Annotated in this window: 14 protein-coding genes and 2 pseudogenes; 10 read left to right on the top strand and 6 right to left on the bottom strand. The window is 69.8% G+C overall.

Annotation, left to right across the window (positions count from 1 at the left end; all coding sequences use genetic code 11):
• Positions 1-149: 149 nt before the first annotated feature.
• Complete coding sequence (locus tag ACRQ5B_RS05035; protein WP_432397572.1) at positions 150-626, top strand: GNAT family N-acetyltransferase; 477 nt, start codon at positions 150-152, stop codon at positions 624-626.
• Positions 627-877: 251 nt separating this feature from the next.
• Here the strand turns inward: ACRQ5B_RS05035 and ACRQ5B_RS05030 are convergent, their stop codons facing one another.
• Positions 878-2,188, bottom strand: coding sequence for a DUF445 domain-containing protein (locus ACRQ5B_RS05030; RefSeq protein ID WP_432397570.1), 1,311 nt, complete (start codon positions 2,186-2,188; stop codon positions 878-880).
• 50 nt (positions 2,189-2,238) lie between these two features.
• Here ACRQ5B_RS05030 and ACRQ5B_RS05025 point away from each other — a divergent pair, with 50 nt between their 5' ends.
• Complete coding sequence (locus ACRQ5B_RS05025; protein WP_432397567.1) at positions 2,239-3,126, top strand: glycerophosphodiester phosphodiesterase; 888 nt, start codon at positions 2,239-2,241, stop codon at positions 3,124-3,126.
• A gap of 24 nt (positions 3,127-3,150) precedes the next feature.
• Here ACRQ5B_RS05025 and ACRQ5B_RS05020 read toward each other — a convergent pair whose 3' ends face one another.
• Positions 3,151-3,297 carry a hypothetical protein gene (locus tag ACRQ5B_RS05020; protein ID WP_432397564.1) on the bottom strand — a complete coding sequence of 49 codons (147 nt, stop codon included), beginning with the start codon at positions 3,295-3,297 and terminating at the stop codon, positions 3,151-3,153.
• Positions 3,298-3,390: 93 nt separating this feature from the next.
• Between ACRQ5B_RS05020 and soxR the strand changes: the two genes are divergently transcribed.
• Positions 3,391-3,921: a redox-sensitive transcriptional activator SoxR gene (gene soxR / locus ACRQ5B_RS05015; RefSeq protein WP_432397562.1), complete on the top strand. Its 531-nt coding sequence runs from the start codon at positions 3,391-3,393 to the stop codon at positions 3,919-3,921.
• A gap of 1,659 nt (positions 3,922-5,580) precedes the next feature.
• Here soxR and ACRQ5B_RS05010 read toward each other — a convergent pair.
• A pseudogene (locus ACRQ5B_RS05010) lies at positions 5,581-6,455 on the bottom strand (ATP-binding cassette domain-containing protein); the annotation flags it as partial.
• A 147-nt stretch (positions 6,456-6,602) separates the two neighbouring features.
• Between ACRQ5B_RS05010 and ACRQ5B_RS05005 the strand changes: the two are divergent.
• The 4 genes from ACRQ5B_RS05005 to ACRQ5B_RS04990 all read left to right on the top strand — a co-directional run bounded on the left by ACRQ5B_RS05005 (position 6,603) and on the right by ACRQ5B_RS04990 (position 8,580).
• Positions 6,603-7,055 (top strand): DoxX family protein, encoded by a 453-nt coding sequence (locus tag ACRQ5B_RS05005; protein WP_432397560.1) that lies wholly within the window; start codon positions 6,603-6,605, stop codon positions 7,053-7,055.
• Entirely contained in the window at positions 7,052-7,810 is a 759-nt protein-coding gene (locus ACRQ5B_RS05000; RefSeq protein WP_432397557.1) for an AzlC family ABC transporter permease, read from the top strand. Before ACRQ5B_RS05005 ends, ACRQ5B_RS05000 begins: the two co-directional genes overlap by 4 nt.
• A complete protein-coding gene (locus ACRQ5B_RS04995) occupies positions 7,807-8,118 on the top strand; it encodes an AzlD domain-containing protein (RefSeq protein WP_432397554.1) in 312 nt (103 codons plus the stop codon). Before ACRQ5B_RS05000 ends, ACRQ5B_RS04995 begins: the two co-directional genes overlap by 4 nt.
• Before the next feature lie 81 nt (positions 8,119-8,199).
• A complete protein-coding gene (locus ACRQ5B_RS04990) occupies positions 8,200-8,580 on the top strand; it encodes a hypothetical protein (RefSeq protein WP_432397552.1) in 381 nt (126 codons plus the stop codon).
• 63 nt (positions 8,581-8,643) lie between these two features.
• Here ACRQ5B_RS04990 and ACRQ5B_RS04985 read toward each other — a convergent pair whose 3' ends face one another.
• The gene (locus ACRQ5B_RS04985; protein ID WP_432397549.1) at positions 8,644-9,570 is read right to left on the bottom strand and encodes an NADP-dependent oxidoreductase; all 927 of its coding nucleotides are present in this window, start codon (positions 9,568-9,570) and stop codon (positions 8,644-8,646) included.
• 174 nt (positions 9,571-9,744) lie between these two features.
• Positions 9,745-9,826: pseudogene (locus ACRQ5B_RS04980) on the bottom strand (YkvA family protein); the annotation flags it as partial.
• Between the two features lie 377 nt (positions 9,827-10,203).
• On the opposite strand from ACRQ5B_RS04980, the gene ACRQ5B_RS04975 reads away from it, so the two are divergent.
• Positions 10,204-10,530 (top strand): ArsR/SmtB family transcription factor, encoded by a 327-nt coding sequence (locus tag ACRQ5B_RS04975; protein WP_432397546.1) that lies wholly within the window; start codon positions 10,204-10,206, stop codon positions 10,528-10,530.
• Positions 10,527-11,255 (top strand): cation transporter, encoded by a 729-nt coding sequence (locus ACRQ5B_RS04970; protein ID WP_432397543.1) that lies wholly within the window; start codon positions 10,527-10,529, stop codon positions 11,253-11,255. Before ACRQ5B_RS04975 ends, ACRQ5B_RS04970 begins: the two co-directional genes overlap by 4 nt.
• 48 nt (positions 11,256-11,303) lie before the next feature.
• Here ACRQ5B_RS04970 and ACRQ5B_RS04965 read toward each other — a convergent pair whose 3' ends face one another.
• A complete protein-coding gene (locus ACRQ5B_RS04965; RefSeq protein WP_432397540.1) occupies positions 11,304-11,972 on the bottom strand; it encodes a TetR/AcrR family transcriptional regulator in 669 nt (222 codons plus the stop codon).
• A gap of 83 nt (positions 11,973-12,055) precedes the next feature.
• On the opposite strand from ACRQ5B_RS04965, the gene ACRQ5B_RS04960 reads away from it, so the two are divergent.
• Positions 12,056-12,409 (top strand): thiamine-binding protein, encoded by a 354-nt coding sequence (locus ACRQ5B_RS04960; RefSeq protein ID WP_432397537.1) that lies wholly within the window; start codon positions 12,056-12,058, stop codon positions 12,407-12,409.
• Positions 12,410-12,487 lie beyond the last annotated feature (78 nt).

The raw sequence follows: 12,487 nt of genomic DNA, 5'->3' as shown, positions 1-12,487 counted from the left end.
GTCCTTCATTGTGAGGCTGATCGAACACAGCTGTTGAGGAAGGCGCCGACGGAGCGGGCGTCCGCTGGTGGATCCTCTTTCGGACGGGCTCAGTCCTCATTTTGTCTGCCGAGTCGGTACGCTCGACAAAACGTACAGTGGGGGACTGAATGAGGACTGATCCAGAAGTTCGAAGGTGCACTGACCGGGACTTGGTTGCGTTAGAAGCCGGCGAACCGCCAAGTTCGGGTATCGCACGCCACTTTCTCAGTGAGCAGGCCGCCGGAAACATTGTCTTCGCAGCTGCGTGGCGGGATCAACAGTTGCTTGGCACCGTCGTCTTGGATTTCCACTCCGAGGACGCCCCGGAACTTAAGCACCTCTACGTACACGAAGGCTTTCGGGGCGCCGGGGCAGGTACAGCCATGTGCCGGTGGATTGAAGCGCAAGCGGTGCGGAGTGGCTTCGGCAAGCTCTATCTTGGTGTCGGTGTCGATAACCCTGGAGCCCGTCGACTCTATCAGCGCTTGGGATTCACATTCGCTGGGCGGACGACCACGGCAACGTACCAATACGTCGACCACAACGGGCGAAAGCAGTGGGCAACGGAAACGGACGACATACTCGAAAAAACCCTATCCGGCTGAGAATATCCGGTTCGTCGTCAGCCGTCCGGTGGAGGATCCCCTTCCGGACTGAACCATGCGCCAAAGAGCGCCGTGAAAAAGCCGCCATTTATCGCCGAAAGTCACACACCAAGACACCGCCGCAAATCCGGCTTTTTGCCATTGGATCGTCGGGTCAGAACTCGACTACGAAATCTACGGGCGCGTTGGACGTCAAAAGTCCGCAAACAATGGGTTCTGATGCACTGGAAAGGCTGAGGGAACCCGGACGTCTACCCAAACACCAAACTCGCCACCGTAAAGATCGCCAGGCCGGCCAGGGCGCCCACCACGGTGCCGTTGATGCGGATGAACTGCAGGTCCTTGCCGACCTGGAGCTCGATCTTCTCCGAGGTTTCCTCCGCGTCCCAGCGCGCCACGGTATCTGTGATGACGCCGGCAATGTCGGAGCGGTAGTTGTTCACCAAGTACCCCGCGGCGTCGCCCACCCAGGCATTGACCTTCCCGGCGAGTTCGGGGTCCACCGTGAGGCGGGTGCCGAAGTCGTGGACGGCGGCCTTGAACCGGATGGTCAGCTCGCTGTGCGGATCGTCGACGGCGGTCAGCAGCGCCGCCTTGACGGTGCCCCAGGTGCGAGAGGCGAGCTCACGGACCTCCGGGTCGCCCAGCACCTGGGCCTTGACGCCCTCGGCCCGGGCAATCATCACCGGGTCGTGCTGCAGGTCCTGCGCCAGCGACTTCAAGTAGGTGTCGATGGAGCGCCGGACCTGGTGCTGCGGGTCGGCCTGCACCGCGCGGGTGAACTTCAGGATCTCCACATACACCTTGTCGCCCACCAGCCCGTCCACGAAGCTGGGCACCCAGGTGGGGGAGCGGTCCGTGACCACCCGGTTGACGGTCTCGTGGTTGTCCCGGACCCAGTCCACCGTGCGGTCCACCAGCAGGTCCACCAGCGCGTGGTGGTGCCCGTCCTCGAAGATCCGCTCCGCCAGCCGTCCCACCGGCGGCCCCCACGGCGGGGTGAGCAGATGCCGGCGCACCATGCCCTCGATGACGGCCTGGACGTCGTCGTCGTTCAGCACCGTGAACGCGCCCCGGATCACCGCGGCGCCCTCCTTCGCCACCCGCTCGGCGCCGCCCGGGCCGGAGAGCCAGCCGCCGACCTTGCGGGCGACATCGACGCTGGCCAGCTTCTCCTTGACCACCTGCTCGGAGAGGAAGTTGGTCTCCACGAACTCGCCCAGCGACGCCCCGATCTGGTCCTTGCGCCGGGGAATGATGGCGGTGTGCGGGATTTTCAGGCCCAGCGGGTACTTGAACAGGGCGGTCACGGCGAACCAGTCCGCCAGTGCACCCACCATGCCGCCTTCGGCCGCGGCCCGGACGTACTCCAGCGCCGGGTACTGCTTCTGCAGGGCGAAGGCGACGACGAACACCACCGCCATCCCGATCAGGAGCGATCCCGCCAGCATTTTCATCTTCCGCAGCGCGGCTGCCTTCGCGGCATCGGCAGGGGAGAGCCGGTGGTCTGCGGCCGCCGTTATGGCGCCGGCACGGGATGGTCGCTCAGAGTTCACCTGCATGTGCCCAGCCTAGCCGGGCCCCCGGACCCTGGGTCCGCTAACGTGTTCGCATGACCATTGAGGAGTCCGCTGCCGCCCGCCCGCTCGTCTACGCCCACCGGGGAGCCAGCGGGGCCTTCGCGGAGCACACCCGCGCCGCCTACCTGCAGGCGATCGCCGACGGCGCCGACGGCGTCGAGTGCGATATCCACCTGACCCGCGACCAGCACGCCGTGCTGCTGCACGACGCCACCCTGGACCGCACCTCCAACGGCACGGGCCCGGTGGCAGAACGCACCCTGGCCGAACTCCGGGACCTCGACTTCAGCTCTTGGAAGGGCGCCCGCATCCCCGAGGCCTACGGGGCGAAGTCCGAGCAGCTCCTGACCCTGCCTGAACTGCTCGACATCCTCCGCACTGCCGGCCGCGAGATCGGGCTGGCCATCGAGTTCAAGCACCCCAGCCCCTACCAGCTCAAGCTCGAGGACCGGGTGCTGGAAGTCCTCGCCGCCGAGGGCTGGGACCCGGCCACCGGCATGCTGGAGAACATCCGGGTTTCCTTCATGAGCTTCAACCCGGATTCCGTCCGGCACCTGCTGCAGACCGTCCCCGCCGAGGCCATCTGCCAGCTGGTGGACGACGTCGACGTCGACGAAGTGCGGGAGAGGTTCAGCGTCGGCTCCATCACCGGCAACGCGATGGCCAATGTCATGAAGGCCGCCCAGCTCGAGGGCGAGGAACTGCTGGACCAGGGTGCGGTGGGCCTGGCCGGGCCCGGCATCGACTACGTCCGCGAATTCCCGGACACGGTCCGCCGCTGGCTCGAGTCCGGCCGCCGGTTCCGGGTCTGGACCGTCGACGCCCCCGAGGATGTGGACCTCTGCCGGGAGGTTGGCATCCAGGAGATCACCACCAACCGTCCGGCCGAGGTCCTGGAACGGATCTCCGTCAGCCTGTAGTGGGCGATCTCCGTTCCACCTCCCCTAGCGGAACTGGGACAGGGAGGACAGGGCGGCGTCCACCGAGCGGTTTTCCCACGGCCGGCGCTGGCGCAGGGTCTTTCCGGGGAGGGCCTGGGCCCCCTCTGGAGTGGCGGTGGCCTGGCGTGCCGTCTTGCGGGAGGTCCTCATGGTGCTGCTTTCGTTCGTAGCGGTTCTGTCAGGCTCCAGTGAACAACCTCAAGTGAACTTGAGGTCAAGCCGGACGCGTGCCAGACTGCACTGGTGCCGTCCGCCCCTGATTCCCTGCTCTCCGTCGGTGAGGTCGCGTCCCGCGCCGGGATCACGGTGCCGGCCCTGCGCTACTACGAAGACCGCGGCCTGGTGCAGTCCCAACGCACCAGCGGCAACCAGCGCCGCTATAAGCGGACCACCCTGCGCCGCCTGGCCGTGGTGGCGGCCGGCCAGCGGGTGGGACTGAGCCTTGAGCAGATCAAGGCCGCCCTCGACGGCCTGCCCGCGGACCGGGCCCCGAACCAGGCGGACTGGACCGCCATCAGCCGGGACTGGGCGGGGCTGGTGGCCGAGCGGATCCGCGAACTGGAGGTGCTGGGCGAGTCCCTGGACAGCTGCATCGGCTGCGGCTGCCTGTCGCTGGGCCGCTGCTCACTGGTCAACCCGGGCGACGAGGCCGCCGCCGAGGGGGCCGGTTCCCGCTGGGCCCGGCGCGCTCGTCCGGCTGCCGGGGCCGACCCGGGCGCAGGCGTCAACGAAAACGAAGGCCTCGCCGCCGAACGGAATGCGCGGCGCGACTAAGACTGAACCTGCAGTCCCCGCAAATCCTGGCCCGCGTGCTTACGCCGCCAGGTCGCGCCGCCGCCAGCCCGCATAGCCCAGCACCGCCAAAACCAGCGCGACGCCGGTCAGCCAGGCCAGGGCGGGCACGGCGTCGGCGTTCACCGGCAGCAGCGGCGAATGCCGGAACGGCGACAGGTCCATCAGCCATTCCGGGGCGTTCCAGAGCACGCCGAACTCGCCCAGCGCCACGAACGCCAGCAGCAGCACCCACACCCCGGCGGTCAACCGCGGCAGCCAGCCGAACACCGCCAGCGCCAGCCCGGCCAGCACCCAGGCAGCCGGGATCTGGGCCAGGGCGGCCACCGTGGACCGGCCCACCAGCCCGGGATCCTGCACCGTCAGCGCCGCCCCGATGCCGATCGAGACCCCGGCCAGCCCCATCAGCACGGCGGAACCGGCCAGAGCGAAGCCGAAGTGGCTGCCGGCCCAGCGGGCCCGCGTCGCCGTCGTCGCCAGCAGCGCCTCCGCATGGCCCGCTGCCTCCTCGGCCCGCAAATGGTTCGCCGCGGAAACCGCGTACGCCGCCGCCAGCAGGCCCATGATGCTGATCTCCGCGGCCAGGAACGCGTCCCGCACCGCCGGGGCCCCGCCGAGGAGCTTGATCAGGTCCTGGGCGTTGGCCGAACTCAGCAGCTCCGCGACGTTCCCGATCAGCGATCCGACCACCACCCCGAACACCACAAACGCGATCGCCCACGCCAGCCAGACCTTGTACTGCAGCCGCACGGCCAGGGCCCGCACCCCGGACAGGGACCCCACGGCCGGGCCGGGGCGTTCGGCCCGTAACCCGGCGCCCAGGTCCCGCCGGGACCGCAGCGCGAACGCTGCCGGGATCAGGACGGCGCTGAGCAGGGCGGGCAGCGCCAGCACCCACCAGTGGTCCCCGGCGAAGGCGCGGATCTGCTGGTTCCAGCCGATGGGGGAGAGCCAGGACAGGAACGAGGGTCCCGGCTCGGACAGGTCGCCCACCGCACGCAGCCCGTAGGTCACCGCGATCACGCCCACGCTGAGGCCGTTTGCGGCCCGGGCGCCGGCGGTCAGCTGGGCGGCGACGCCGGCCACGGCGCTGAATGCCATCCCGGTGGCGGCCCAGCCCAGCCCGAATGCCAGCGACCCTTCCGCCGGCAGGCCGCCGGCGGCCAGTCCGGCGGCGGAGAGCAGGCCCACGCCCAGGCTGCCCGCGAGGGCAATGATGAGCGCCGCGGCCAGCGGGGCGTCACGGCCCAGCCGCCCGCCGCCGAGCAATTCCAGCCGTCCGCTCTCCTCGTCTGCCCGGGTATGGCGGATCACCAGCATGGCCATCAGGACCGCCAGGATGGCGGTCATGAACGCCGTGTACTTGATCAGGGAGAGCGCGCCGAGGGACGCTGGGTCGTAGATCCGGCCGAACATCGCCACCATCGAGGCCGTGGCGTTGAGCGCGTCCGCCGCCTCGACCCGGCTGCGCACGTCCGGGTAGAGCTCGGCGCCGGCCCGGGCCGTGGAATAGGCGACGACAGCGAAGCCCAGTACCCAGCCGGGCAGCAGCCAGCGGTCCCGCCGCAACCCCAGCCGCAGCAGCGTCCCGGTCCCCGCCAGGGTCTCAGGCATCGCCGGACCCCGGCCGAAGGTCCCCGCCCCGTAATGGCGCAGGAACAGGTCCTCCAGCGTCGGCGGCTGGCTGGTCAGCGACTTCAGGCCCGCGGCGGTCAGCGCCTGAAGGAACGGGGCGAGCCCTGCCGGATCCACCTGTGCGCTGACCCGGTGGTTGACCACGGTGACGTCGTGGACGCCGGGCAGCCGGTCCAGCCCCGGCGGGACGGCCGCGACGTCGGCGGTGACGGCGGTCCGGGTGAGGTGCCGGAGCTTCTCCAGCGGACCGGTCTCCACCACCCGGCCGGCGCGGATGATGCTGACCCGGTCCGAGAGCGCCTCCGCCTCGCTCAGGATGTGGCTGCTCAACAGCACGGTCCGGCCCTGGTCCCGGAGCGCACGGACGCAACCGCGGAAGGCCTCCTCCATCAGCGGATCCAGGCCGCTGGTGGGCTCGTCCAGCAGGAACAGCTCGGCGTCCGTGGCCAGGGCCGCCACCAGCGCCACCTTCTGCCGGTTGCCCTTGGAGTAGGCGCGGGTCTTTTGGTGGGGTCCAGCTCGAACAATTGCAGCAGCCGGTCCCGTTCCGCCCGGTCCTGGCCGCCCTGCAGACGGCCCAGCAGTTCGATCACCTGGCCTCCGGTGAGGTTCGGCCAGAGTGAGACGTCGCCGGGGACGTAGGCCAGCCGGCGGTGCAGGGCGGCTACGTCCTTCCACGGATCCAGACCCAGCACCCGCGCCGTCCCGGAGTCGGACCGCAGCAGCCCCAGCAGCAGCCGCAGCGTGGTCGACTTGCCCGAGCCGTTCGGCCCCAGAAAGCCGTGCACCTCCCCGGCGGCTACGGTGAAGTCCAGACGGTCCAGCGCCGTCACGGTCCCGAACCGCTTGACCACACCCGCCATCTCCACGACGTTGCCCATAGCCACCACGGTACTCCGGGAGCAAGCTCCCGGATCCCCTGCGGAAGGTCCCGTTTCGCGTCTCCGTCTCCCGTGCCGTGGCGCGGCCGCGACGCAGTCGGCGGGACCCGTTCGTTGGCGCCGCCGCGGTTGTGGTTGCATGGATGCATGCCTTTTCGCTGGTCCCCCGGGGCAACCCGAACCCTGTCCGCCACCGCCCTGAGCGGGCTGTTGCTGGCCAGCGCCGCAAAGCACTTCCGGGACCCCGGCTTTTTCGCCCCGCTGGTCCCGTCCTACCTCTGCCGGGACGACTCCGGCGAGCAGCGCAACGGCCCCCTGGCGGTCCTCTCCCGGGACGAATGGGTCGCCGCCACGGGACTGCTCGAGGGCGCCGCAGCCGCGGGGCTCCTGCTGCCCCGGACCCGCCGGGTCAGCGCCGGCTGCGTCACCGCCCTCTTCACCGTGTTCCTTACTGCCCACGTTGACGCGCTCCGAACGGCCTTTGGGCCGGAGGGGTCCCCGCGGGCCCGCACAATCCACGGCATCCGGCTACCACTGCAGGCACCGCTCATCGCCTGGTCCTGGAGCCTGGCGAGAGCACCCCGGCAGACACGCAGGTGAGGATCGCCCTCACTCCGGCGGTCCGGATCGGGCTGTCCATCAGCGTCGCCACCGGGCTCTACGGCGTCTCCTTCGGCGCCCTCTCCGTCGCCTCCGGGCTGGACTTCTGGCAGACCATGGCGCTGAGCCTGTTGCTGTTCAGCGGCGGCTCGCAGTTCGCCTTCATCGGCGTGGTGGCCGGCGGCGGCTCGGGACTGGCCGCCATGGGCGCGGCCACCCTGCTGGGCATGCGCAACGGGATCTACGGCATGCAGTTGAACGCGCTGCTGCAGCCCAGGGGCTGGCGGCGCTTCGCCGCGGCGCAGGTCACCATCGACGAATCCACGGCCACCAGCACCGGCCAGACGGACCCGGCCGAGCAGCGCCGGGGGTTCTGGACCGCAGGCGTGGGGGTGTTCGTGCTGTGGAACATCTTCACCGCGGTGGGTGCGCTCGCCGGCAGCGCCCTGGGGGACCCCAAGCAGTGGGGGCTCGACGGCGCCGCGGTGGCCGCCTTCCTGGGCCTCCTCTGGCCGCGGCTGAAGGGCCGCGAACCCGTGGCGATCGCCGTCGTCTGCGCGCTCGCCACCGTGCTGGCCGTCCCGCTGGTTCCCGCCGGGGTGCCCATCCTGGTGGCCGCGCTGGTGGCCGCCGTGTTCGGCTGGTTCAGTTCCGGCCCGCGTGACGAGGGCCTGGAGCCCGACGTCGACCCCTACCCCGGGCGTGAACACGGGCGCGGGCACGGCGCAGGGGCGGCCACGGGGGAGGGCGCATGACGCTTTGGGTATGGCTGCTGCTCTCCTGCGTGCTGGCCTATGCGTGGAAACTGCTGGGCTACCTGGTGCCCGCCGCGTGGCTGAAAAACCCCCGGATCTCCCGCGTGGCCGGGGTGATGACCATCGGTCTGCTCGCCTCCCTGACGGTGGTCAACGCGGTGGCCTCCGGGCAGTCGCTGGCCCTCGACGCGAGGGTTGGTGCGCTGGCTGCAGCCGCGCTCGCCCTGCTGCTCCGGGCGCCGTTCCTGGTGGTGGTGCTGGCCGGCGCCGGTGCTGCGGCCGGTCTGCGCCTGCTCGGTTGGGGGTAGCCGTTACTGCCGGCGGGCGCTCGCGGGTGCCCGGTCTTTAGTCCCTAGCCGGTGCGCGGCGGCCGGTGACAGCATCCAGTGATGACCACCAACCAGCCCGACAATGCCGCTGCCCGCGACCCGGAGGGTGCCGATCCGGAGCATCCGGCCCCGGAAGGGGCGCAACAGGGACAGTCGCCACCGGAACCGGCACAACCCGCGAAGGGCCCCGACCGAGCGGCCGCGTCCCGCGCCGCCGGCGGCATCCCCACCGGGGCCGTGTCCACCCGCGACCTGCAGGAACTGGCGCGGCGCCGGCGCGAGGCCGAGGAGAAGCTGCAGCAGCACCTCGAGGAAGCCAAGCACAAGCCCGCCCACCACCACGACGCGGAGCACCACGACGGCGGAAGCCACTCCGCTGAGCACCACGACGGCGGCCACCACGAACCCGGTGGGCCGGGCGGGGAACCCGGACACGGCTGAGGGCAGGCGCCGGAAGCCCGGCACCTGCCCTCAGATCACCCGCCCGTCGGGGCGGAAACGCTGCTACTCGCCGTCGACCGTGACGACGATCTTGCCGCGGGTGTGGCCTTCCATGTTGTCCCGGAAGGCGTCCGCGGTGCGCTCCAGCGGGTAGGTCTTGGCGACCTCCACGCGCAGGCCGCGGCTGTCCACCAGGTCCGCGAGTTCCTGGAGCTGGGTGCCCACCGGGTTGACCCACATCCAGGTCCCGCCGTGCTGTTCGACCTCGGCGTCCGCGATCGAGGCGTGCTTGCCGCCCTCGGCCAGGACTGCCAGGGTGGCGTCGAGGGCACCGCCGACGAAGTCGGCCACGATGTCGACGCCCTCGGGGCGGAGTGCGCGTACGCGGTCGGCCAGGCCCTCACCGTAGGTGACGGGTTCCGCGCCGAGGGCGCGGATGAAGTTGTGGTTCTTCTCAGAGGCGGTGGCGATCACCGAGGCGCCCAGGGCCTTGGCGATCTGGATGCCCAGCGAGCCGACGCCGCCGGCTCCGCCGTGGATCAGCACGGTCTTGCCTTCGCCCGTGCCGAGCCGGGTCAGGACCTGGTAGGCGGTCAGGCCGGCGAGCGGGAGGCCGGCGGACTCGTTCCAGTCCAGGGTGGCCGGCTTGCGGGCGAGGACCCGCTCCGGGAGCGCGATGTACTCGGCGAAGCTGCCGCCGTGGACGTAGTCCTTGCGGCCGTAGGCGATGACCTCGTCACCGGGCTGGTACTGCGGGGCGTCAATGCCCACAGCTTCCACCACGCCGGCGACGTCCCAGCCGGGGATCGCGGGGAACTGCAGGTCCATCATGCCGTCGAGTCCGCCGGAGACGATCTTCCAGTCAACCGGGTTCACGGAAGCGGCCTTGACCTTGACCAGGACCATGCCGGGGCCAACCTTGGGCATGGGCTGGTCGGTCAGTTCGAGGACGTCGGGGGTGCCGTATTCGCTGTACGTGATTGCTTTCATGCTGGCGTCAACGGACGCGTCCGGGCCGCTATTCCGCGCCTCCGGGGTGAGAGCGGTCTCAGTGCGCGGTGCCCAGCCCGGCGAGTTTCAGGATGAGTTCCAGGCCTTCGGGCGTGCCGGGCCAGTGCCGGCGCACCGCGTCGGTGCCCGCCCGCTTGACCACGGAGCGCAGCGCCAGGGCGACGATCACGACGTCGTCCGCATAGCCGATTACGGGCAGGAAGTCCGGCACCAGGTCGATCGGGGAGAGCAGGTACAGCAGCAACAGGACCAGCCGGGCCCGTACCCCCACGGCGACGGTGCCGTCCGCGATCAGCCGTTTCACCAGCCGGAGCAGGTCTGGCAGCAGCCGAAGCGCGTCCCTCATGGTCACGGTTTCGGGGTGCCGGCGCGCGTAATTCCACAGCAGGACCAGCAGTGCGGCGTAGACCAGCATCAGTCCGCCGATAACGCCGGCGAGGGTTTCCCAGCTCATGTTCTCAACCATTTCTCGCAAGCATCGCAAATAGCCCGATCCGAACTTATCAGGAGCCGCGGGAGCCTCCAGCCAGGACATCGACGGCGCGTAGGTGAGGGGCCGACCCGCGAGAATACAGGATTGAATGAATACATCGTTCGTTGTACTTTAACGTCATGGATACGCTCACGCAGGCACCCGTGCTCGCCAGATTTGGCCATGCGGTGTCGGACCCAACCCGCGCCCGCATCCTCCTAGCGCTTTCAGAGGCGTCGTCATACCCCTCGGATTTGGCGGTGTCGCTGGGTGTTTCACGGCAGAGCATGTCAAACCACCTGACCTGCCTTCGGGGCTGTGGGCTGGTGGTGGCTGTTCCCGACGGGCGGCGGACCCGGTATGAGTTGGCTGACGCCCGGTTGGGCCATGCGATCAAGGATCTGTTGGGTGTCGTTCTCGCCGTTGATCCGTCGTGTTGCGCCCCGGACGGGAAGTGCCTGGTATGAGGGCGCCGTTGCAGGCGCTAACCCCGGAACGCCGGGGTTTGCTGAGCCGCCGCATCCGCCTGTTCGCGGCCGCGACGATCACGTACAACGTCATTGAGGCCGTGGTGGCGCTCTGGGCCGGCAACGTTGCCGACTCCGCTGCCCTGATCGGTTTCGGGCTCGATTCGGTCATCGAGGTGACATCGGCCGTGGCGCTCTCGTGGCAGTTCGCGTCGAAGGATCCGGAGCGGCGAGAGCAGCTGACCCTGCGGATCATTGCCGTCTCGTTCTTCGCTCTCGCCGCCTTCGTGGCCGCGGACTCCATCCGGGCCCTGACCGGCGGCGGTGAAGCGCAGCATTCGTTGCCGGGCATCGTAGTGGCCGCGTTGAGCCTGGCAATCATGCCCGTGTTGTCCTGGGCGCAACGGCGGGCCGGGCGTGAACTCGGGTCAAGGACGGCCGTCGCGGATTCCAAACAGACCCTGCTGTGCAGCTACCTTTCCGCCGTGCTGCTCGTTGGACTGGTCCTGAACAGCATCATGGGCTGGTGGTGGGCCGATGCTGGCGCGGCTCTGATCATTGCCGGCATCGCGGTCCGTGAGGGCATCAACGCCTGGCGCGGAGACGCCTGCTGCGCAACAGCGGGACCCGCGGAGCAGGACGCGGCCTGCTGCGCAGGGTGCCAGGCCGAGTCGGAGCCGGCGGCCGTGCCCGTGGCTCTCGGGACGAAACCGGCTGGCCGGTGAGCGCCATTTCGCCAGCGCAGAACGTGCGGATGGCCAGCTAGGCCATTCTCAGCGGTACGTGGCCCCGGAGGGCGAACCGAACCCCACGCCGAACGCGGTGCCGTACGTGGTGCCGGGTACCAGGGTCTGGGGCGGCAGGGGGCGGTCCGGCCGTTCGGCGCGGATGGCGTCTTCCAGCAGGGCCACCGGCCGGCGCCAGGCGTCGGACCCGGCTTCCATGGTGTCTACCACGCCGATCAGCATGGCCAGCAGCCGGATCATGTCCGCCATGGAGATGTCGCTGCGCAGCGTGCCCTGGCCCTGCCCGCGTCCCAGCAGGATCGCGACCGACTCGATCAGGTCCCCGGTGATCCCGGTCAACACTCCGCGGCGCCCCGCCACGGCGCCCAGGAGGTTGGCCTCGTCGCTGGCCACCCCCATCAGCGCCTCGACAATGCGGAACAGGCCCTCGGCGGCGTCGGTCCCGGCCAACGCCTCATCGATGACCGGGTTCACGCGCAGCTTCAACTGCTGGTGCAGCGCGGCGAGGACCAGTTCCTCCTTGTCCGCAAAGTTCCGGAACAAGGTGGCGGGGCCCACGCCGGCGGTCACGGCGATGGTCTGCAGCGGCACCTCCGGCCCGTGCTCACGGAAGCACTGGCGGGCCGCGGCAATGATCTTATTGACGTTGCGTGCAGCGTCCGCGCGGAGCGGCCTGCGGTCTACTGCCCGGTTCATTTGCTCAGGGTAGCAACGCCGGGGCGGCAGGAACCGGTTACCGGCGGGTTCACTTTTTGTGACGCGGAGGGCACACTGGAGCCATGCTGCTTGCCTTTTCTGTTGCCCCGTCCGGCCGTCCGCCCGTCGACCCCGTTTCCGGGTCCGCCGCCGCCCGGGAGGCGGGTTCCGGCGTCGACGACGCGTCGGTGCACGACGCCGTCGCCGCCGCGGTGCGGATTGTCCGCGAGTCCGGCCTCCCGAACCACACCGACGCCATGTTCACCACCATCGAGGGTGAATGGGACGAGGTGTTCGACGTCGTCAAGCGCGCCACCGAGGCGGTGGGCCGCTATGGCAGCCGGGTGTCGCTGGTGATCAAGGCGGACATCCGGCCCGGCTATACCGGCGAACTGACCGGCAAGCTGGACCGGCTGGAGCACGCGCTGGGCGAGTAGCGCACCGACGCGCGCGGGCCTGGCTCGCTGCTGGCGGCCGTCTTAGTAAGTATGCTGAGATTCCCGGTTGCGGCGCAG

This window comes from Pseudarthrobacter sp. L19, from assembly GCF_050859435.1.
GTDB lineage: Bacteria > Actinomycetota > Actinomycetes > Actinomycetales > Micrococcaceae > Arthrobacter.
Note: the sequence above shows the minus strand (reverse complement) of the source record. Positions and strands in the feature narration are given on the sequence as shown.

Coding starts and splice junctions, on each gene's coding strand:
- ACRQ5B_RS04970 (WP_432397543.1), top strand. CDS start 10,527: ATGAGGGCGCCGTTGCAGGCGCTAACCCCGGAACGCCGGGGTTTGCTG.
- ACRQ5B_RS05005 (WP_432397560.1), top strand. CDS start 6,603: ATGCCTTTTCGCTGGTCCCCCGGGGCAACCCGAACCCTGTCCGCCACC.
- ACRQ5B_RS04965 (WP_432397540.1), bottom strand. CDS start 11,972: ATGAACCGGGCAGTAGACCGCAGGCCGCTCCGCGCGGACGCTGCACGC.
- ACRQ5B_RS04985 (WP_432397549.1), bottom strand. CDS start 9,570: ATGAAAGCAATCACGTACAGCGAATACGGCACCCCCGACGTCCTCGAA.
- ACRQ5B_RS05020 (WP_432397564.1), bottom strand. CDS start 3,297: ATGAGGACCTCCCGCAAGACGGCACGCCAGGCCACCGCCACTCCAGAG.
- ACRQ5B_RS05035 (WP_432397572.1), top strand. CDS start 150: ATGAGGACTGATCCAGAAGTTCGAAGGTGCACTGACCGGGACTTGGTT.
- ACRQ5B_RS04975 (WP_432397546.1), top strand. CDS start 10,204: ATGGATACGCTCACGCAGGCACCCGTGCTCGCCAGATTTGGCCATGCG.
- ACRQ5B_RS04960 (WP_432397537.1), top strand. CDS start 12,056: ATGCTGCTTGCCTTTTCTGTTGCCCCGTCCGGCCGTCCGCCCGTCGAC.
- ACRQ5B_RS04990 (WP_432397552.1), top strand. CDS start 8,200: ATGACCACCAACCAGCCCGACAATGCCGCTGCCCGCGACCCGGAGGGT.
- ACRQ5B_RS05030 (WP_432397570.1), bottom strand. CDS start 2,188: ATGCAGGTGAACTCTGAGCGACCATCCCGTGCCGGCGCCATAACGGCG.
- ACRQ5B_RS05025 (WP_432397567.1), top strand. CDS start 2,239: ATGACCATTGAGGAGTCCGCTGCCGCCCGCCCGCTCGTCTACGCCCAC.
- ACRQ5B_RS04995 (WP_432397554.1), top strand. CDS start 7,807: ATGACGCTTTGGGTATGGCTGCTGCTCTCCTGCGTGCTGGCCTATGCG.